The sequence below is a fragment of the Granulicella sp. L60 genome (assembly GCF_009765825.1).
Lineage (GTDB): Bacteria > Acidobacteriota > Terriglobia > Terriglobales > Acidobacteriaceae > Edaphobacter.
This window is the reverse complement of sequence record NZ_LMUR01000020.1, coordinates 337,626-357,469: the sequence shown is the minus strand read 5'-3', so window position 1 is coordinate 357,469 and position 19,844 is coordinate 337,626. Positions and strand designations below refer to the sequence as shown.

14 protein-coding genes are annotated in these 19,844 nt (G+C 54.4%); 7 read left to right on the top strand and 7 right to left on the bottom strand.

Features of this window, described 5'->3' with window-relative positions:
• Positions 1–20: 20 nt before the first annotated feature.
• A complete protein-coding gene (locus GSQ82_RS20080; RefSeq protein WP_158794059.1) occupies positions 21–3,002 on the bottom strand; it encodes a sensor histidine kinase in 2,982 nt (993 codons plus the stop codon).
• 634 nt (positions 3,003–3,636) lie between these two features.
• Between GSQ82_RS20080 and GSQ82_RS25830 the strand changes: the two genes are divergently transcribed.
• The 3 genes from GSQ82_RS25830 (at position 3,637) to GSQ82_RS25825 (ending at position 7,155) form a co-directional block, all read left to right on the top strand.
• Positions 3,637–4,404 (top strand): response regulator, encoded by a 768-nt coding sequence (locus GSQ82_RS25830; RefSeq protein ID WP_371417244.1) that lies wholly within the window; start codon positions 3,637–3,639, stop codon positions 4,402–4,404.
• A gap of 340 nt (positions 4,405–4,744) precedes the next feature.
• The gene (locus tag GSQ82_RS20070) at positions 4,745–6,007 is read left to right on the top strand and encodes an NAD(P)/FAD-dependent oxidoreductase (RefSeq protein ID WP_158794057.1); all 1,263 of its coding nucleotides are present in this window, start codon (positions 4,745–4,747) and stop codon (positions 6,005–6,007) included.
• A gap of 536 nt (positions 6,008–6,543) precedes the next feature.
• On the top strand, positions 6,544–7,155 hold the full coding sequence (locus GSQ82_RS25825) for an alpha/beta fold hydrolase (protein WP_158794056.1): 612 nt from the start codon (positions 6,544–6,546) through the stop codon (positions 7,153–7,155).
• 311 nt (positions 7,156–7,466) lie between these two features.
• Here the strand turns inward: GSQ82_RS25825 and GSQ82_RS20060 are convergent, their stop codons facing one another.
• The 4 genes from GSQ82_RS20060 to GSQ82_RS20045 all read right to left on the bottom strand — a co-directional run bounded on the left by GSQ82_RS20060 (position 7,467) and on the right by GSQ82_RS20045 (position 13,182).
• A complete protein-coding gene (locus tag GSQ82_RS20060) occupies positions 7,467–8,096 on the bottom strand; it encodes a response regulator transcription factor (RefSeq protein WP_158794055.1) in 630 nt (209 codons plus the stop codon).
• 80 nt (positions 8,097–8,176) lie between these two features.
• A complete protein-coding gene (locus GSQ82_RS20055) occupies positions 8,177–8,551 on the bottom strand; it encodes a response regulator transcription factor (RefSeq protein ID WP_158794054.1) in 375 nt (124 codons plus the stop codon).
• 566 nt (positions 8,552–9,117) lie between these two features.
• Entirely contained in the window at positions 9,118–11,592 is a 2,475-nt protein-coding gene (locus GSQ82_RS20050) for an ATP-binding protein (protein WP_158794053.1), read from the bottom strand.
• Positions 11,593–12,618: 1,026 nt separating this feature from the next.
• Positions 12,619–13,182 (bottom strand): hypothetical protein, encoded by a 564-nt coding sequence (locus tag GSQ82_RS20045; RefSeq protein ID WP_158794052.1) that lies wholly within the window; start codon positions 13,180–13,182, stop codon positions 12,619–12,621.
• Between the two features lie 509 nt (positions 13,183–13,691).
• Between GSQ82_RS20045 and GSQ82_RS20040 the strand changes: the two genes are divergently transcribed.
• From GSQ82_RS20040 to GSQ82_RS24780, 4 genes are all read left to right on the top strand, one after another.
• Positions 13,692–14,117: a hypothetical protein gene (locus GSQ82_RS20040; protein WP_158794051.1), complete on the top strand. Its 426-nt coding sequence runs from the start codon at positions 13,692–13,694 to the stop codon at positions 14,115–14,117.
• Positions 14,117–15,022: a hypothetical protein gene (locus tag GSQ82_RS20035; protein ID WP_158794050.1), complete on the top strand. Its 906-nt coding sequence runs from the start codon at positions 14,117–14,119 to the stop codon at positions 15,020–15,022. The genes GSQ82_RS20040 and GSQ82_RS20035 overlap by 1 nt, the downstream gene beginning before the upstream one ends.
• A gap of 423 nt (positions 15,023–15,445) precedes the next feature.
• Complete coding sequence (gene mobF, locus GSQ82_RS20030; protein WP_371417243.1) at positions 15,446–18,250, top strand: MobF family relaxase; 2,805 nt, start codon at positions 15,446–15,448, stop codon at positions 18,248–18,250.
• A gap of 81 nt (positions 18,251–18,331) precedes the next feature.
• The gene (locus GSQ82_RS24780) at positions 18,332–18,640 is read left to right on the top strand and encodes a helix-turn-helix domain-containing protein (protein WP_216847137.1); all 309 of its coding nucleotides are present in this window, start codon (positions 18,332–18,334) and stop codon (positions 18,638–18,640) included.
• Positions 18,641–18,965: 325 nt separating this feature from the next.
• Here the strand turns inward: GSQ82_RS24780 and GSQ82_RS20020 are convergent, their stop codons facing one another.
• Together GSQ82_RS20020 and GSQ82_RS20015 are read right to left on the bottom strand one after the other, a co-directional pair.
• On the bottom strand, positions 18,966–19,514 hold the full coding sequence (locus GSQ82_RS20020; protein ID WP_158794048.1) for a hypothetical protein: 549 nt from the start codon (positions 19,512–19,514) through the stop codon (positions 18,966–18,968).
• Positions 19,515–19,606: 92 nt separating this feature from the next.
• Positions 19,607–19,744, bottom strand: a complete 138-nt coding sequence (locus GSQ82_RS20015) for a hypothetical protein (protein WP_158794047.1) — start codon at positions 19,742–19,744, stop codon at positions 19,607–19,609.
• Between the last annotated feature and the right edge of the window lie 100 nt (positions 19,745–19,844).

Sequence of the window (19,844 nt, the reverse complement as noted above, 5' to 3'; positions counted from 1 at the left end):
GTTGCTCATCGTTACCTACTCTAATGGAATAAACGAAATCGACGTCGGTTCGGACGATTCTCGTACGCCATCATCGCGGGGACAGTCAGTTCCAGCTCCGTGCCCGCACCCATCTCGCCCCAAAACTCCATGCGTGAACCGATCCGCTGAGCGCGCTCACGCATGCCCTGTAAACCCCAATGTCCGGCTTGCCCCCCGGCCTTCAGGATCTTCGGGTCGATTCCCTTGCCATCATCTCGGATACGTAGTCGAAACCGATCTTCATCGTAACGGATCTCCACCTCGATATGGCTGGCAGCGGCATGCTGAAACGCATTTCGAATTGCCTCGCGGGAGATCTTGTAGACCTCCTCCTGAATCGTCAATGACAGGTTTTGTTCCTTCCCTTCGACAATTACTCGGAACTCCGGGGAGTTCCCGTCGAGTTCATGCTCTCCCGCCAGCTCATGCCCGGTGGCCTCCAGCAACTCCGGAAGGCTGCGCTGCCCCACCGGGTCCGGGCGCAGATCCTGAATCGCTACACGCCCCTCGCTGATGCCCCCTTCAGCTGCATGGATTGCCTCATCCAGTACTGCCATCGCATTGTCCGCTCTTCGTAGCAGCATGTTGCGAGCCGCCTGAATTTGGAAAACCGCTCCCTGAAAACTTTGAAGCAAGGTGTCGTGCAACTCTCGAGCGACCCGCGTTCGCTCATTGACCCGCGCCTCCAGCCCGATCGTAATTTGATGCCGTAGTTGCTGCAGGCGGAGCTGGTACAAAGCCCACAGCAAAAGAAGAAACGCTGCCCCGCACAAAACCCGGAACCACATCGTCTGGTAATACGCCGGAGCGATCGAGAAACTCAGAGACGCCCCGGTCTCGTTCCACACTCCGTCGTTATTGCACGCGATCACACGGAAGCGGTAATGGCCTGGACGCAGATCGTTGTAAAAAGCCTGGCGCCGCGTTCCCGGTTCCTGCCAGTCTTTGTCATGTCCCTCAAGTAGATAACGAAACAGCACCTTCTTTGGCGCAGTAAAGCTAAGCGCTGTGTAGTCGATCTCAAGATCGCGGGTAAAGGCAGGCAGCCTAAGCCCTTCCTGCGGCGAGTAGCTCTTCCGATCCGCAACGATGCCGTCGATATGCACCGGTGGCGGCACAGTGTTCCCGGCCATATGTGCCGGATCGACCGTCTGTAACACACTACCGCTGGCAAACCACAATCGGCCGTCAGGCGTCTTTGCACTCGTATTGAAGTGGCCTATCCCCGCCTGCACGCCGTCCAGCACATCGAAGACTCTCATCTTCAGCTTTCCTTCAGGCTCGTCCCACCACCGCTTCACTTCATCCTTTGAAATCTCGATCAGGCCGCATCCCGTGTAAAGCCACAGGTCATCTTGATCGTCCGAAATAAGTCCGTTGATATCGTTGCAAGGCAGGCCATTACGGACACTAAGAATCTGTTGCCGCCCGTTCTTCCATCCCACCACTCCGAACTCGGTCCCTCCCAGTATCGATCCGTCAGGCGCCGCAAAAAGCGCCTTGACTCGTGTATTCGGATGGTCGGCAAAGGTAAATATCTCCGTCTTGCCCGATCGAAAGCGCGCCAGGTCACCACTCATCAGGCCCAGCCAGATCCCGCTCTGCGGGTCGAGCGCAACCTTGCGTGCTATCGGCATCGGCGGTGCCGGGAACTCCTCACGAACCTTCAGATCCTGAATGCAGATCAGCGTCGCGGGCGGCCCGCGAGACTCGACCCAGACATTGTGGTCAGAGTCTTCCTTCATCCCCATGACCATCCCGAACGCTCTGCCGTCCTGTCTCTTGATCGAGGTGAACTTCCCACCCTCATAGACCCACAGCGAATTATCCGATCCCACCCACAAACGGCCGGTGTGATCTTCAAGGAGGGAAGTAATTTGATATCCCGGCAAGCCTTTTTCAGGCTCAGTCACCACGCCATCCGGGCGAAGAGCCTGCAGTCGGTTCGATCCGATCCAGACGGTACCGTCCCGCGCAGCCAGAACTGACTCGACTGCATCTTCGGTAAGCCCTTCGCGCCTGGAGACGCTGATCACGCGGAGGTCGCGGAACATATCGATGCCCTTCGCGGTAGAGACCCACAAGTTACCCTCTCGATCCTCAAAGAAGCGGCTTACGTGATCGCTGGACAGGCCGTCCGCACTTCCAAAATGATCGACGTCAGTACCGTGAATTCGATAGACGCCCTGACTCTCTGTCCCGACCCAGAGATTTCCCTGGCGATCGATCAAAAGGTCATCGACATCCAGTGTCTCGCCGTTTAGTTTTGGGATGACAAACGGCCTCAAAACGCCGGCTACCATGTGCTGCAATCCACCTTCATGCCCGGGCACCTCTATTCCGACCCAGACAGAGCCATCGGCTGCGGCTGTCAAGGCCTCCACGCCTTGAATCCCCTGATTGGATCTCAACGCCGCAGGTCGATACACTTTGGATGATCCCGGCCGCCATCGGAGGAGTGCCGTATCGCTTCCTGCCCAAAGATCGCCCGAAGTATCCTCCGCGAGAGTGTCCCCATTCGTCAGGGGCACTCCTTCTTCCTCTCCGAAACAACGGACGTCTGTATCGACAATGCGGCAAAGTGCGTGCTGCGGGCCTCCACCGGGTATGTGTCTCCCGACCCAGATTTGCCCCTTCTCGTCTTGTAAGACGGCGTTTATGAGCTCTTCATTCAGATATCTGATCGAACGCTGGTTCACCCAGTGGACCAACCCAGACGCCGTTCCGATCCAGAGGCTTCCGTCCTTGGCGCCAAACACAACACGGACATCGTCGGACGGCAACGGTTCTCCAGCCAGCGAACTCCACGGAACGAACTGGACGCCATCGAATCGAAGCACCCCTGCTGCCGTTCCTACCCAGAGGTACCCATCTGTTGTCTGTGTAATAGACCAGGGCTGGCCGGAGAAATATCCGTCCTGGATTCTCCACGCACTGTGCCCATACTGCGAGATTCGGTGAGACGGATCGAGCGCAGCCATCCAACCCGCAGAAGAAAGAAGGAAAACCGCAAACAATAACAGTGGACGTAGGATCCTTGAACTCTTCTTCCGAACACCGACTGCAAGCCTTCGCAAAACCACTTTTCCTCCCCTCGCAGTAGCCCCCATTTCTCGACTTTGCAAGGGACCCCAGAAACAGTCGTCGCCGAACGGCTCGCTCGCCCCCCCGGCTTTCTGGCCAATTCTTCAATCACTCGACTATGCCTACGCTTTTGCTCCGTCATGATTGGCGTGTCTAAAGATAGACCAGGCTGGAATGCTGCGGCCATTGTGCTTTGGTATTGGTTTTCAGAAAGAAATGGTTCTCGTCGAAAAATAAAGTTCTAATCCTTGGCGTATTTTTAGCCACCAGAAAACACGCTGCTAACTCACCACGTCTACCATGCGAATTACCACAACTTCACCAGCGAATTACCACGCCAAAAACACGCAAATCCGCAAAACCCCCTGCAAAAACGCAAAAAGCTCACCACCCACCACGTCAAAAAAATATCGCTAAGGTCTCATCTCAGCCTCTTTCATTCTTCGCATACCTCCGAGTCGACACGAAGGTATTGAACGATACTTTCGTCCAATTGTTGGTCTCACAAACTTCTGGTGAGATCACTACGAAATGGACGTTCTACTGGAAGGGATTGATAAACGCGCGCAACTGTACCGGGTTTGTGCCACGAATGGTGTTATTGCCAGCCGCAGTAGGCGATACGGCGCGGAGCGATGTTGGGAGGAAAGAGTGGAAAACGGAATGAGCGATATTCTAGTGGCCGACGATGACCCGCTAATCGTCAGCGTGGTCTCGGCGATGCTCTATGAGGGGGGTTATACCGTTCGGACAGCCGCAGATGGGTTCGCAGCACTCACATCGATAAGAGAGCAAGTTCCGGATGTTCTCATATCGGACCTCAATATGCCTCGTATGTCCGGATTTGAACTCCTATCGATTGTGCGTCGGCGATTTCCTTCGATTGCCGTCATTGCGATGAGCGGAGCTTATTCAGGAGTGGCTGTTCCTTCAGGGATTGCAGCCGACGCCTTTTATGCCAAAGGCTCAAGTGAAGGAAATGGATTTGCCGAGATACTATATGCGATCAAGGATGACGCTACGCGCCGTTCCTTACGTGTCGCAGCACCAATCTGGATACCTGGTGTGCCGGTCGATGAAGACGGTATCGTGACTATCGCGGTTGCGTGTCCAGAGTGTTTGAGGACTTTCCCTCATAGCCTCCGCAATGCGGATTTCTTGCACACTGAGCGTTGTTGCCCCCACTGTCACCGCACAGTGCGACTCGCGATCGTTCGGCCAGTAGCGAATATGGATCAAACGGGCGTTGGGATGCCAGCTAGGACAGTGCGGATCACTTTGCCTCCATATATACGCTGAGTATGCTAAATCACCGTCCGAATGCTGAGATTGGTAACGTTTCGTGCCTCAATCACTCCGCAACTACGGTTCCATGCCCGACTCTTCGGTGCAGAGAGGCAGAGATGACGTGTGCGCGCCGGAGTCGTCGCCTAACGTGTCAAACATGCACCTTGGTATCAATCGATACGTTCGTCCAATAGATTAATCATCGCGCTTATGGCGTAATCGAGTCGTCTGTAATCGGAGCAATGAAGACAGAGCGCCATGAAGTTCTCCCGATGCTTAGTCTTGCTCCTGGATCAAAGAGGAGTCGAAGGAGTAACGATATGAATGATCCAGGTTGCAGGGAGAAGAAAAGATGTTGAACGGCCGGATCGTCATCTATGGGCGCGCGAATTCGGCTGCGGGTTACAAGATACGTGACTTTTTGACGCGTAACTGCTGTGAGTATGACTGGGTTGAATTAAATACGGATGAGGAGGCCCGGAAGCTTGCCGGAATTTCAGGAGTCACAGATCCGCGACTTCCTGTCTGCGTTCTTAGCCAGAATACGAAACTCTATTGTCCTAGTCTGCGCGAACTGGCGATGGCTCTGGAGTGGTTCAAAGGGCCGAAGTACGAGTGCTACGATCTGGCGATCTTCGGTGCGGGCCCGGCAGGTTTGAGTGCCGCTCTCTATGGGGCGTCTGAAGGGCTACGAACGATAGTTGTCGAGAAGATCGCCGTCGGTGGGCAGGCGGGCAGCACCTCGAAGATTGAGAACTACATGGGGTTTCCGGATGGGATCAGCGGATGGGAGCTCGCAAGCAGGGCACGTCTACAGGCAATGAAACTGGGAGCGGAGATCATCGTAGGCCTCGAGGGAGTGGCAGGAGAGCATCAGGATGGCTGGCAGTATAGCTGGTTCGCCAGTGGCGAGCAGATCGCTTCGAAGGCCACGATCTGTGCCACTGGCATCGAGTACTCACGACTTGGGCTTGAACGAGAGGATTATTTTTTGAATCGCGGTCTCTACTACGGTGCCGGCTCGAGCGAAGCTGATATCTGCAAGGGGCATGTAGTGATTGTGGGCGGTGGGAACTCTGCTGGGCAGGCTGCGTTGAACTTCGCGCGGCAGACGCGGGTGACGATGCTTGTCCGAGGGGAGTGCCTGAAGAACACGCTTTCGACGTACCTGCTGGAGCGCATTGAAAACACCACGTCGATTACGGTGCTGACGAGGACCACGTTAACTAAGCTCGAAGGGGATGATGCGCTGGAGAGAATTACGTATCGCGATGAAGCTGGCAACACTGCATCCATCGAGACGCATAGCGTCTTCGTTTGTATTGGAGGCAAGCCTCGCCTCGACTGGGCAAAGCCTGGGGTGCTGCATTGCGACCCGGCGGGCTACATTCTCACGGGCCCGGATCTCGACCGGTCGAGCCTGTCAGCGGAGATGTGGACAGATGGTCGAGCACCACTCTTCATGGAATCAAGCATTCCAGGGCTGTTTGCTGCAGGAGACGTCCGCCATAACTCTACGAAAAGGTGTGCTGCAGCAGCGGGAGATGGTGCAACGGCAGTCTCGATGGCTCATCAATTTCTGATCTCCGTGAAACATCAACTTCTCGGGCGATAGTGCGCGGTCTACTACGAGATAGCTCTCTTAGAAACAAGATTCGGAGACTGATACTAACCGACTCTTCCTTGCAACAAATACAAGGGTCAGCGCCTGGTTATATCAAACGCATCGACTATCTTGGAGAAGCTCCGCAGGCCTCCCGTTGGGCGCGAACGGAGACTGATCGAGTCCTCGCAAGACTTTCGTGTATAGACTGCACAACGGTCTGGTGACGATTTTCAATTACCTCGATCGCCTTTCGCATACACGGCACATCCCGCTCTCGATCCGCTGCCGGCGACACTGCAGTTGTCGCACGTCGCTCCGGAAAATCCGTTGCCGACGTTGACATCGGTCAACTACAAATGATCCTGCATCCTTTTCTCTCTTCGGTCCGGTAAGGTGGAGATTAACGGGAACGTGTCTATCTTTTTGGCGGAGGCAACAACTCCAGAGCACGGCTGCCGATTCATTCTGTGTTCGTTAAATCCCTTACCACCTTCTTATAACGTTTCTCCTGAACAGCAGCCAGCTGTAACAATTCCTCGTCGGTCTTGAACGGTGAAGTTGAAGCGCCATATATCTTCGTCGCACACTCATATGGTGGGCTCATCGTTCGTCACTATCTTCGAGAATATCCCAGCGAGGTGGCGGGCCTTGTACTCGTAGATACGCCGGAGACATCCTCAGTCTTTCGGGAAGATGTTCTTTCCTCTTATTCAAAAGCGAGAATGCTAAATCGACTCGTCGGAGTGGCCGCTCAATTTGGGTTGCTACGCTTTTTGAGCGTTTGGGTTTCCCTAGATCAGTTCGGATTCTGGCTCAAGAAGCCTTCGGAGTACGCAGCGTTGTGCGACGAGTTAGCATCTTTGGATCGGGTCCCATCAGAAATGAGGGTCTCGGAAGGAGTCGGGAGCCTGGGATCATTGCCGCTCATCGTAATAACGCACGGATTGCCGTTTCCAGGGCCATTTGCCGTTTTAGAGCAAAATTGGAGTGAAGGACAGAAGCAGCTTGCTTCGCTTTCAACCGACAGCGTTCTAATCGTGGCACAGAATAGCAATCACATGATTCAGCACGACGAACCAGCACTGGTCGTCGATGCGATACGACGTATTCACGACAGATTTACGACAGAACAGAAAAGAGGACTTCGTAGGTCTTGATGAATCGAGCAAGACGAACGTTTGTCGAGTGACTTCATTTTGTATCTAAGTCAAGGAATTTATAAAGGGCGTCCGATTACCCATATGAATCGTCGGCATTTGATTTCTTAGTCGAATGCCGTGCGAACTAGAGAGAACGACGCCAGGTGTGACGGGACCGATTGATGCGGGTGGCTGAGGGAAGGTTCAATGAGTGACTCGGCCTGATTTCGCCAATCGACGGTCGCACAAGTGCAGTTGGTGCGGCGACGGCTCAGCGGTGTAAGGCCGAGTCAGGCGATGGACGAGCGGCGATCAATCTTAGCGAGGTGTCAGGCTCTATAAGCAGGCGTCAATCGGAGTCTTGTCGCTATCTTTACCAGGTCGGGGAGTGAATCGGCTTCCATCTTTTGCATCACTCTACCTCGGTGAGCCTTAACGGTGATCTCGCTGATACCCAATTCTGCGCCGACCTGCTTATTAGAAAGTCCCGCAACAACCAGTACGAGGACTTCTCTTTCGCGGGGCGAAAGCGAGGTGTAGCAATGTCGAAGCGTCCCCGTTTCCGCTTCACGACGAAGCATAACTTGGCTGCGCTCGATAGATTGCCGGATTGCGCTCAGTAGTGCTTCGTCACCGAACGGCTTTATCAAAAACTCGATAGCTCCTGCTTTCATGGCCTTGACCGTCATGGGCACGTCTCCGTGGCCCGTGATGAATATGATCGGCATGTCTCTCCGGTCAGAAGCGATGCACTTCTGCAAGTCGAGACCGTTAAGATCGGGAAGACCAACATCAAGTATTAGACAGCACGGAACCAGAGTGCGTGGGCGAGCAAGAAACTCCCGTGCAGAGGCGAATGTCTCCGGCTCCCAACCCTCGCAACGGATTAGCGACTCCAGCGACTCACGCACAGAGATATCGTCATCGACAACAAACACTATTGGCGTGGGGTATGTCATAGGGTTGACCTCGATTGATGGCTCATTTACATGTGCATCATAGATACGCTGAGAATGGATCGAACCCCGTCTTGCATTAATCAGTTGGACCGAAGTGCTTCATTAACGGCTTTCTGCAGATCCAAGTCGCTGAAGGGTTTAAACAAGCATTCCACAGCTCCCAGTTTGAGCATTCGAGAACGGATCGCCTCGTCTATTTGACCGGTGATAAAGATGATCGGAATCTCTTTTTGGCAAATTGTCAATTGTCCGAAAAGCTCGGGTCCGGACATGCCGGGCATAGCAATATCCAGGATAAGGCAATCTGTTTGATCGACACAGTCGGACTCAAAAAACTCTTCTGCCGACGAGAAGGTCTGGGCGGTAAAGCCAAATTCTCTCAGCAACTCAGGTAACGACTCTCGTATAGATTCGTCGTCATCGACCACTGATACGAGTGAGCGTTTATTGTTCATGTGTTTCCTCGCGACGCTCTGGATGTCAAACGAGGCAGACTCCGAATGCACAATGACAATACGATGCACTAGGAATAGTGTCGATGTCGATAATACTTAGGTATCAGTTCATTCCATGTTGATACTTCGATACCGATCTGCGAAGCAGCCATCAGAGAGTACGGAGTACCAGCACGAATCAGGAGAGACAACGGCCCACGGTTCGGGGCAACGGGGCTACTGGGGCTACTGGGGGCCCTGAAACCCGTATGTGAACGACGAACTGGCGTTTGGATTAGCCCGAACCAGATAGCGCCGGACTATTCGCGATCGATCTGGAAACCACAAGGCTCTCGGCCCAGGAATCAATGCGCGCATTGCCCTGTTGGCGATAGCTGAGAACGGTCGTCGCCGAAAATTCGATTTTGCAAGATCTACAAAGAGCGCCGTACTCCGAGTCGGCCTGCTGAGGTGAATCGTTTTCTTTCCGTTGTTTTGTGAGCTTTATCGCGATCCAAATGGCAAGGCAAGGCTACTTCCAGGGAACTTCTGTGGACTGATCAATAAAAAAAGAGAATTCGGCGTTGCTAATCAGTCGCGAACACCCTTGAATCGATACCCGAAGAACTGGTGGGCAGATGGAAATGAAAGGTCGCGCCCTGCCCTGCAGAACCGACCGCCCACAAGCGCCCGCCATGAGACTCAATGATTGACCGGCTGATGCGAAGCCCCATGCCGGTGCCATGAGCTTTCGTCGTAAAGAACGGATTGAAGATCTGTTCCAAGAACTGCGGCGGAAGCCCTATGCCGGTATCACTGACCGAAACGAGGATCTGCTCGTCTTCAGTTCGCTGCGACTTAATGACCATCACTCGCACCCCATCGATATCCTTCATCGCGTCGATGCTGTTGACTATCAGATTCATCACTACCTGCTGCAACTGCACGCGGTCGCCGACGATCGAAGGAAGACCGTCGGCCAGTTCCGTCCGGACCGATATGTTGTGTCGGACGGCCTCGTCGCGCAGGAGGGCGATAGTTTCTCGATTGATCTCGTTTACATCAATAACCTCTCGATCCATAACCCCCTTTTCGAATTGTGAGCGGATCCTGTCAACGATGTCGGCAGCCCGTTGTGTATCTCTTACAATTCTGGTGACAGCCGCGAGCACCTCATCTAGATCGGGTTGGCCGTTCCTGAGTTTTCGCAGACAAACTTTGGCGTTGGTTATTGCGCCACTAATCGGTTGACTGATTTCATGAGCAAGTGATGCCGCTAACTCTCCCATCGTTGTGACCCGATTAATATGTGCAAGATCGTCCTGCGCCTGGCGTAGGGCCTCTTTGGTACGCTTCTGGTCGTCGATATCGGTCGTCATACCGACGAATTTGACGACTTTTCCTTCTGCATCGCGCAAGACTACGGCTTGCTGGAAGTGCCAGCGATAGGTTCTATCCTGAGCGCGGAGAGACCTGGTTTCGAACGCGAAACCCTGTCCCAAATGCACGCCCTCCCAAAAGCTCCTGGCTGCCATCTCACGATCTTCAGGGTGGACCGCGGTCATCCAGGCCTCGGGATGCGACTGGACGAAGTCAAGGCTCTGACCAGAGAATTCAAGCCAGACTTGATTCGCAAAATCCGGTGTCCCATCAGGCTTAAGCGTCCAGGTGGATATAGGCAGATGCTGCAGCAGCCCAACCTGGAGTTGCAGATCGGTATAGCGGGCGGCATTCTCCAACGAGATTGCTGCTTGTTCCACCAGTAGTTCCAAGACCGCGATACGAGACGGTAGAAACACGTGTGAAGACAGCGCATTTTCGAGCAGTAGTATCCCGGTCAATTCGCGCTGCTTAATCAGCGGAAGGCAGAGAATTGATTTCGATTTCCGATCGCGCAGATGGTCATCGCCGGAGAACAGGTTGGGTTGGGATGCATCGTCGAGAATGACGCGTTCTTGTGTGCGGATGACATGGCGGACGAGGGATTCGGGACATGCAATGTTGCTGAGCGGCTCCTGGCGCAGTACGACCTTAACCTGATCGCCCGTCACTCGCGCCTCGGCCTGTCCGATGTATTCATCGCCTATCCGGAGTATCAAAAGGCCGCGATCCGCGCCGGAGTTTTCGATGGAGATCTTCATCAGCTGCTCAATTAGCGTAGACAACGCGATCTCGCTGGACAAAGCCCGAGACGCCTTGACGAGGCCTGCCAGCATATTGGCGCGTGCAACGCCGGCGTATAGTCTGGATGTTTCTGCGAGTAGAGCGATCAAAACGACTGTTGAGGTGACGACGGAAAACAGGCGGCCAGTGTAAAAGCCAAGAGAGGCGCCGGTCGGCCCGCGACCGCCGATCAGCGCCGTGATCACCAGTTCGACGACCATGGCGAGCATAACAACCATGAGCCATTGATCAAGTGCCGAGCGCCTGAAGACCCACAACAGGGAAAGCGCAGCAGCGCATATGAATATGATGATCGCAGTGAGCCACCTCCCTTCGACCGGATCTATTGGCGGCAGTAAGGCCAGCCACGTGATGCAACTAACCAGAGCCAATAATCCCACGACTCCAACGGTAGCAACGATCTCTGTTTGGGTAGGCGCGCCTGCCTTCGTGTGTCCTTTATCCCTGAGCCATAGATAGGCAAACAAGGCCATGGGAAGACCAAGATGCCACAACAGATAAATTCTGAAATTGGTGTGAAGACTTCCGCCGAGATTTCCTGTCGGCGAAATGACGCCCGGAAAGGTCAGACCGTGTACGACGACAATCGCCGCTGAAAAGAGGTATCCGCATGCCAGCGCCTGAAGAGCTTTCGAACGAGTGATCGAGAAATGCGCCAAAAGAAGGCTAGCGGTAATGAGGTCGGTGACAGAGATAACCGCATCGAAGGCTGTAATGAAGCCATTAACCTTGGGCAGCGGTCTAGCCGCGAAGGGACTCAGAACTGCCAATCCGAGGAGCAAAACCCCTGCCCCGGCGAGTGCTATCCACGTCTGCCGTGTCGTCGGTGGCAGATAGGCTAACGAAATTTGAGGGTGGTCCGCGCCCGTTCCCTGCATCGCTCCAGCCTAGCACTCTGTTCGTTCGTGAAAAAGGAGGTTTTCCGACGCTTGTGGGGAATTGCAGCGATAGAAGCTGGCTCCTTATTACCAATACTGTGATTTCCATAGGCGTTCTCAGCAACTACGAGTCGCCTCCATCGTGTCGATGAGTGCCAAATCTCTAGTGCAAATCGCCAACGCACTCATCGACCATTCGATGCCTATTAGGCTTCGCGCAAGAACACTGGTGCCTCTTGTCCGAGAACATGCCTTCCGACGGACTCGAAGAACGCTCGGTAAGCGACTCACAAATTAGCGGGTTTCGACAGTAACGCGGCCGTTGGTGTCCCATGACGAAGAATAGGGTGGTGCTGGCTTCAGTATCAGAGAACCGCTCAACCTTCCCAGCTCGCTACATTTGATTCCCTGATACCTATGAATTAATTCCCTGTTATTTGTACTACTGCTAATGCGTGGTAACGAGTAAGCCCCTGTCACTCAAGCCAATACAGCCGCTGCGCGTTCAATTAGCCTCACCACAAAGCCCCAAAACTCCCTGTATTTTTCCCTGTTAACGCGAATTCGGCCGGAGAGCGGTTCCAGCTAGACTGTATCCACCCTCATCCCGCCCCGGCCCTCGCTCGCCGGTGGCGCGGCAGGAAGACGTTCCCCCTTCCTGCATCTTTCCCCTTCTGCACGCCCGTCTTCCCGCCCTGGGCGTCACTCCTGCGTGGCAGAAGCGATCATTTTTGCCCACCCGATGGGCCCTCGATGCCTATTCTGCTTTAAAAGCTCGTACCCATTTTGACGGGACTCGGTCTGTCTGCTCGCATCTTCTATGAAGTTCGGCATGAAGGCCGGCACCATATGGGACGACTATATAACCGGTTTCGTAGTCTCCTACAATTAGACAGTCCTTGCGCTCCCAAATAAAGGGCCACGAGCAGACACAGGCAAGCATCCAGGCAGTCCTGATCACGCTTGCGCGGAGAAGTATTTCGGGCGGCTTGGTTGATCCACCGAACGATGTCGATGAGTCCCCAGTCACGGAATACGTTCGACGCCGACTCGCAAACGTGTCGCCAATCCGAGATAATAAATTTCCTTTTCCGCTGGGGGGTTGTATTTCGGTAGGCGACCCGTGGCTCGTGAATCCGGCAACATCCAGTCGAGCGCAATCATTGTTAATGCCGGGTATGTCTCGAACACACAAGTTCCTGTGATTGGCTTCAGTGGATCTGCTGCTCCACCAAACCGTGTCAGAAACTTCCATACGGGGGCATGCGCGCCGAACATCTCATTTCTGCAGGTGTTGGCTGGCTGCATCCCACCGTACCGGAGCCCGACCGGCGATCCAACGATGTTCTCGACAGGCCGCTGACCCGCAGCAGTCTTTACGATGGTTGGTTGATCGAGCGATATGATCGTTGCCACGAGTAGATGCTCGGTTTGCCACTTGAGAATGACCTGTTCAGCCTCTTGGTAGTTCACGATTTGGGGTAAACCAAGTTCGTGAAACTTGCCACAATCGAGGTGGAGCACCCCGACAAGTGCGCCAGAATTGGATGGGGTCCACGCGGAATCGTATCCTACGAGCAAAGTTGTCATGATTGGAAGCGATCTACGGAGCGTTGTAAGAATATGCGCACGCTTCCCCTCGTCAATTCTACAAAACGGCGTGCAAGGGAAGCTCCCGCATATTCTTCACGTCCGCGTGCTGTGCTCTTGCGTGGTTCCAGAGCGCCTTTTCGCTCCACCCGACGAGTTGCACCCGCGCCCGTATCGTCCAGTAATTGCACATTTGCTGTGCCGGACCCGCCCGCTTTGTAGCCCGATCCGTCGTTGGGCATGCCCGTAACGTCCAACAGCATAAGATCACGCTGCTTCGCAGCGGGTATAAGCTGACACGTCATCCCCAATAGGGAACTGCAAAGCTACCCAAAGTTCACGATTGATAACGTGTTTGCTTTCAATTACTTGAGTTTTTGCGTTTCCGGCTGTAAACGTAGGTGACGGTCGACAACATTCGTATAAGCGGCGACGGTTAGCAGAAACCGGTAACGCCGTGGAAGCATCCAAGCGTATCAAGGGACTACCCGTTCTAGGTGGCAAATCGAATGGCCTCCGGTAACGACAAGCCGCGAGAAACTGCTACGCCGTCGGCATCTCCGGTCCCGATAAACGAGACGTCCCGTGCCAGATCCATTGCCACGCGCCTTACCGACGCGGAGTTCGGTGAGGTTGAGGCAGCAGCCGCCGACGCCGGTAAGAAGGTGGCGGAATGGCTACGCGAGGCGGCGCTTGCGCACGCCCTTGCGAGTGCTGGTGCAGAGGGGCAGACCGATCCGATCTTGCTGGCGGAGATTATGGGGATGCGCTCGCTCATGCTGAATCTGTTTGCGAGAGCATCAGAAGGTCCACTGACAACCGATGACTTACGCAAGATGTCTGCCTATTCGGACTCCATTAAGGAGCAAAGGGCGCAGGATTACATGGCGCAGAGGCGTCGCCGGAACAGTCCCAAAGCCACGGACAAGCCGTAATGAAAGTCTCCCGCATTCGGTTTGCATTTCCCTGGCGGATCGCGCTGATCCTGGCACTCCTTCCATGCCTCCCATTACTCGGCTTCTGGGCTTGGTTGCGGTGGGAAGTTCCGCCACTACAACGGTATTATCTGATCGCATATTGGGACAGTTCCGAACACGCAAATGAGCCTGATGCCAAGACTCAAATCCGATGGCTTATGGAGACGGCTGCCGGGCGTAAGAGACAGTGGCTGTTCGCCCCCGATGTCACCGAGGGAAGCGAGAGTGAACTCCCTTTGGAACTCTCGTCTTTTGCTTTTGGACAAGGATGGACGGGCATAGAAAGAACCGGAGTGGAAAGCGTCGATTCCACCGAGGTCGAAAAGCTCCTGCGTGAAGATTTTTATGACGGCGAAAGTTTCCGCCGACTCGTCAATGAACCGCTCCTCTATGCCGTCGCTGCCTGGCTGCTCGTCGCCTATTTGGGGTTCGTGATGAGAGGGGACATCGGGTACGAATGGAGACAGCTTCGACGCGCGGTTACGAAGCCCGAATGGTCATCGAATTATGGAAGGGATTGGACCGAGAATCGAGATGGGATTGTTGCTCGAATTCGGTTGCGAATTGCCCACTGGACTTGTAAGCAGAAGACCGAGCTTGAGTGGCCGAGTTTTGGGCCTGCAATCAGTCGCAGATTCGGTCTTAAGAAGTTACCAAATCCAGAAACGCTTCGTGGGAGTGATCGACCTGCATCGACTCAAGTTCGCGGCGAGGTTTCTACTGCACGGCAACTCGCTACTCCACCCCCTTCGCACTCCCCAAAACCAAAGTCTCAGCGACGTACTATCTTCCCCGGATTGTCTGCATCTGATGCTCCGCATTCGCAATCAGAACCGTGGGATGAATCGAAATGGATCGATTGACGAAGAGACTTCCGATGTCTCTGTACATTCCAGATCGAATCGCGTAGCAACCTGCATCTCTTCGCTCAACTCTAAGCCGCGTGGAAAGCCTTCACGTTAATCTCTCTTCAACTCGCCTCAAAGGGCTACTTGAGGAGAGCTATTTGAGGGGCTGAATGTCCGCGTCGTGAGCATGGAATACACCAATTAGAACTTACAAGGAAAGTGTTGTTTGAGACTACTTTCAAGCAGCATATCGAGCCTCCATTGTGCCAACTATAACTCTTGCATTGGTCGAGTAAGTACCACTCAGATCTCGTGTCAACTAACCCGCTAATAGACTTGCTTAAGACAGGAATAACCAATATCCATAGGTGTTTCGTCCATCATGAGCCGAAACTATTTCGGCAATAACAACCCACTTATCCACAAATCTCGGCTACGATGTGGATCAAGACAGTAACTATCTGCTGTCTCGCGGGCCAAGATATGTTGACGATCTCTAAATCGCTGTCTGCTGGACAAGCAAGGACGTATCACGCGCGCGAGTTCACGTCTGAACGACAGAACTACTGGAGCCGCGATCAGCAAGGGCATAGCGAGTGGCAAGGGAGTCTCGCGAAGGAGTGGGGCTTAGGTGGCAATGTAGGCGCTGAGGAGTTTGCTTGCTTGAGCGAAGGTCGGCATCCAGCGAACGATGTGCAGCTCGTTAAGCATCAGCCCGCCAGAACCTACGAGAATCAGTACGGCAAGCAAATCACCAGTTCAGAACACCGTGCAGGATGGGATGCAACGTTTTCCGCACCCAAGTCTGTCTCGCTAACAGCCCTTGTGGGTGGCGATGATCGTTTACGTGAGGCGCATCGTGAAAGTGTTCGCGTCGCGTTGCAAGAGTTGGAGCGGTACACACAGGCTCGTATTGGCAATGTTCATGCACCAGAGACGACGGGCAAGTTTATCGCTGCTACCTTTGAGCATGACACTGCTCGTCCTATAGACGGCTATGCTGCGCCGCAGCTTCATACTCACGCAGTCGTCTTCAATGTGACTGAGCGAGACAATGGACAGACGCGCGCATTGCAAGAGCGCAGTCTCTTCCAGTCGCAACAGTATGCGACAACCGTATACCGATCCGAGCTTGCAATGAAGTTGCAGGGCCTTGGCTACGAGATTGAACGCGGCAAGCATGGGCAGCCTGAGATCAAGGGCTTTTCGCAGGAGTATTTGGAAGCATCTAGTCCACGTCGTGTGCAGATCAAAGAACACCTACAGGAAATTGGAAGAGAGGGCGCGGGCGCGGCACAAGTAGCCGCTCACCGCACACGCGACAGCAAGGAGATTCATTCACCCGAAGAAGTCTTGAAGCAGCACCGTGAACTTGCAGCGAGGTTCGGCCATCAAGCAGATCGTGTCGTTGCAATGGCACGGGAGCCCCGCCATGAAGTGCAACCGGAAAAGACGGCGCAACAGTCGGTGACGTATTCACGCAATCACGTCTTTGAACGCTCTGCTGTTCAGGACGAGCGTGCGATCCTGCAAGCGGCGATAGACCGCAGCATGGGCCACGCTTCCTACAGCCAGGTGCGAAAGGAGTTCGAGCAGCGAGTGGCGAAAGGTGAGTTCCGAGCGATTGAGCGGACGGATGGCCGCGCAGCGCCGCTGTATACGACTGCCGAGATGATGCGGATAGAGCGGGAGACCGTCGGTCACATGCAGCGCGGCAATCAGCGCGGCTACGACGACCCAATACTGGTATCGCCGCAGTTGCGAATCTGGACAGAAGATCGCCATCCTGAATTGAACCGTTCACAACGCCAAGCGGTCGATGAAATATTCCTGAGTCGCGAGAAGATCGTGGGCTTGGATGGTGTCGCCGGGGCAGGTAAGACGACGACCCTCGCCGTCGTCCGTAAAGGCGCCGAAGCGCAGGGGTACAAGGTCGAAGGATTCGCGCCGACATCTCGCGCGGCACACAAGTTGGCTGAGGCGGGCATGGAGACCTCAACTCTCCAGCGTCACCTTGCGAAAGGGACGCAGCCCGAGACTGGAGAGAAGCGCCTGTATGTACTCGATGAGTCCTCGCTTGCCTCCACGCGCCAGATGCACGAATTCATCGAACGTCTTCATCGGAATGATCGGGTGCTCTTGGTGGGAGATAGTCGCCAGCATGAGGCCGTCGAAGCAGGTCGTCCGTTCGCACAATTGCAGGAAGCGGGGATGCGAACGGCGACGTTGAATGACATCGTTCGGCAGCGCGACCCAGAGTTGAAGCAGGTCGTCGAACAGTTGGCGAGCGGCCAGGTTAGAGCCGCAGTCGAAAGCCTTGACCAGCAGGGCCGTGTGCATCAGGTAAAGGGACACGAGGAACGCATTGCGGCTATTGCGCGGGAGTATGCCAAGTCACCTAGCGGCACACTCGTCGTTTCGCCGGACAATCGTTCCCGCAGGGAGATCAATCAGCGCATACATGATGAGCTGCAATCGCGTGGACTTGTGAGCAAACAAGAGCATTCCTTACGGACGCTTGTTCCGCGCCAGGAGATGACCGGCGCGGACCGCAGTTGGGCCCAGCAGTACCAGGCCGATGACATCTTACGGTACTCGCGCACATCCAAGGAGACCGGCATCGAGAAAGGCGAATACTCCCGCGTCCTTGCTGTGAACGGTCAGATGAACATTTTGACGGTGGTGCGTCGAAACGGAGAGCAGACCACCTATGATCCACGCCGCCAGGTTGGAGTCTCCGTATACCGAGAGGACGAGAAGAGGTTCTCCGTAGGAGATCGCATCCAGTTCACCGCGCCCAGCCAGGAACTGAAGATTGCCAACCGTGACTTGGGGACTGTCGAGAGCATCGGGCGGGAGGGGATGATGCGGTTACGGTTGGATGATGAGCGCAAAGTCGAATTCAATCCGCAACAGCATCCGCATATCGATCATGGGTATGCCGTCACGAGCTATTCAAGCCAAGGCCAGACGGCGGAGTGTGTTTTGGTCAACGTAGATACGGAGCTTGCTGCAAAGGATCTGCTCAATAGTCGCATGGCATATGTCTCGATCTCGCGTGGCCAATTCGACACGCAGATATTTACGGACAACCGGGAAAAGTTGCCACAGGCATTAGGGCATGATGTTTCGCACCAGAGCGCCTATAAGCCCGAGCAGAGTATTCCGAAGATACCGGCAAAGAGTGTGCCGGCTCTGCATCAGGAGCCTGAAATCAGTATGGGGTTTGGATTGGGCCTGTGAAGTGCCAGGCGACGGATGAATGCGGTCGAATGCGGGCCGGGTCAGTAGTGAGCAGTCAGAACATCAAAGGGGAACTTGGCCATGGCAGGAAAGAATGTCGTTGAATTCACCAGAGGTAGATTGCCGGGGTCCACACAGGAATCGGATGCCCTTGTCTTCGAACCAGGCCGTAGAAAGCAACCGCAGCGGGTGATGGTTGCACCCGAAGACAAAATCCTCGTGAGCCGCGAAGAGGCTGCACAGCTTCTATCCATCAGCCAGCGTGGGCTGGATTACCTTGTTGCCTCGAAACGTTTGCCAACAAGGCGAATTGGCGGACGTGTTTTGATCCCCGTCGCAGAACTGCGGAAATACGCCCGTTGCGATCATCCTGAACGGATTGTGAGCTGACGCCTAGGCTCACCTCCCGATGCGCCTGCCCTTGGTTGGGGCCGGAACTCCAATTAGTAGCTGCCGCTCTGTCCCCGCGTGTTCTTCGGATAAAGACTTTATGCCCAATCTAGGTTTGCCGGATCAGATCCTGCTTTCCGGTCCATTTCTACGCAGGGCCAACTCTACGAGTTCCTGGATTTATCTTCGGAGGCCCGGATGCCGAGGCACCTGTCGCTTTCTTCCGGAGCAAAAATACCGCGTTGGGAACGACTCTCTTATTCGCATCATCTCAATGGAAGTGCAAAGGCCAGACAGGATGCGTAGCGGAGGTGCAGTCACGCAGTTACGGTAGTTGCACACCGCGAGCCCGGAAGTGCTGATCGATCAAGTCGTAGATAGCGAGGAATTCGCCTGTTCCCGTCGATGCCAGCAGCGGAATGACCTCGTCCAGCGAACCCTTCGTTGTGCTCGCAGCAATCGATAGAGCGGTTCTGTGCATCATTTTGGAGCACACCTTGAACATCGGGTCGAATTCCTCGTTCTGGGATATCAATTTAGCGATTTCGCCAGACCGCATGGGCTTCGACTTCGGACTGATTCCGAATTCGTCCATCAGTTTCCTGTACGCTTCGGTCTCCTCATCGGTTTCCTGGGTCTGCGGACCACGCTCGATCTCTCGTTGCAGTCCGGCCTCCAAGGCGCGCCGCTCATCGCCTTCAAACTCCTGCATGCCAGCCTGCCACGCCGCAATGAGTTTCGGATGCGTAGCCCTGTGTCTCTTGCTGATGGCCTCGTAAAACTCCTTCGCATCGACGACAAAATCATTCTTGAAAGTCTTGGCATTGTCTGCTGACGCGAGCACGTAGGTTGTGATGACTTTCAACTCAAGCAAATTGCGACAGCTCCAAGCCGCTAGATAGGGAGAGTGTTGCTTGTTGCCAATTTGAAGATAACGGAAGTCAAGCAAGGCCGAGTTGAGAATACCTAACAAGAGATTGCGGTACCAGACATCATCGTCGCCGACGGTGTATCCCTGATGGTCAGAGCAAGCTGTTCGACTTTTTCAACCGACTTCTTGATGGCTTGTTCGATTTCCTCGTCTGGTGACTTTTCGTCTGTCATGAATGCCTCCTGTCACCCCGCTAGGTCGGTCTCTCGGCAGTGAGCTTCAACTTCTGGGAAACGCGTGTATCAGCATTATTAATGATTAGCAGTGCGATCG

What these genes read in the sequence shown, in the direction of transcription:
- GSQ82_RS20080 (WP_158794059.1), bottom strand. Translation starts at nt 3,002, where the DNA reads ATGGCTGCGCTCGATCCGTCTCACCGAATCTCGCAGTATGGGCACAGT.
- GSQ82_RS25830 (WP_371417244.1), top strand. Translation starts at nt 3,637, where the DNA reads ATGGACGTTCTACTGGAAGGGATTGATAAACGCGCGCAACTGTACCGG.
- GSQ82_RS20070 (WP_158794057.1), top strand. Translation starts at nt 4,745, where the DNA reads ATGTTGAACGGCCGGATCGTCATCTATGGGCGCGCGAATTCGGCTGCG.
- GSQ82_RS20060 (WP_158794055.1), bottom strand. Translation starts at nt 8,096, where the DNA reads ATGACATACCCCACGCCAATAGTGTTTGTTGTCGATGACGATATCTCT.
- GSQ82_RS20055 (WP_158794054.1), bottom strand. Translation starts at nt 8,551, where the DNA reads ATGAACAATAAACGCTCACTCGTATCAGTGGTCGATGACGACGAATCT.
- GSQ82_RS20050 (WP_158794053.1), bottom strand. Translation starts at nt 11,592, where the DNA reads ATGCAGGGAACGGGCGCGGACCACCCTCAAATTTCGTTAGCCTATCTG.
- GSQ82_RS20045 (WP_158794052.1), bottom strand. Translation starts at nt 13,182, where the DNA reads ATGACAACTTTGCTCGTAGGATACGATTCCGCGTGGACCCCATCCAAT.
- GSQ82_RS20040 (WP_158794051.1), top strand. Translation starts at nt 13,692, where the DNA reads ATGGCCTCCGGTAACGACAAGCCGCGAGAAACTGCTACGCCGTCGGCA.
- GSQ82_RS20035 (WP_158794050.1), top strand. Translation starts at nt 14,117, where the DNA reads ATGAAAGTCTCCCGCATTCGGTTTGCATTTCCCTGGCGGATCGCGCTG.
- mobF (WP_371417243.1), top strand. Translation starts at nt 15,446, where the DNA reads ATGTGGATCAAGACAGTAACTATCTGCTGTCTCGCGGGCCAAGATATG.
- GSQ82_RS24780 (WP_216847137.1), top strand. Translation starts at nt 18,332, where the DNA reads ATGGCAGGAAAGAATGTCGTTGAATTCACCAGAGGTAGATTGCCGGGG.
- GSQ82_RS20015 (WP_158794047.1), bottom strand. Translation starts at nt 19,744, where the DNA reads ATGACAGACGAAAAGTCACCAGACGAGGAAATCGAACAAGCCATCAAG.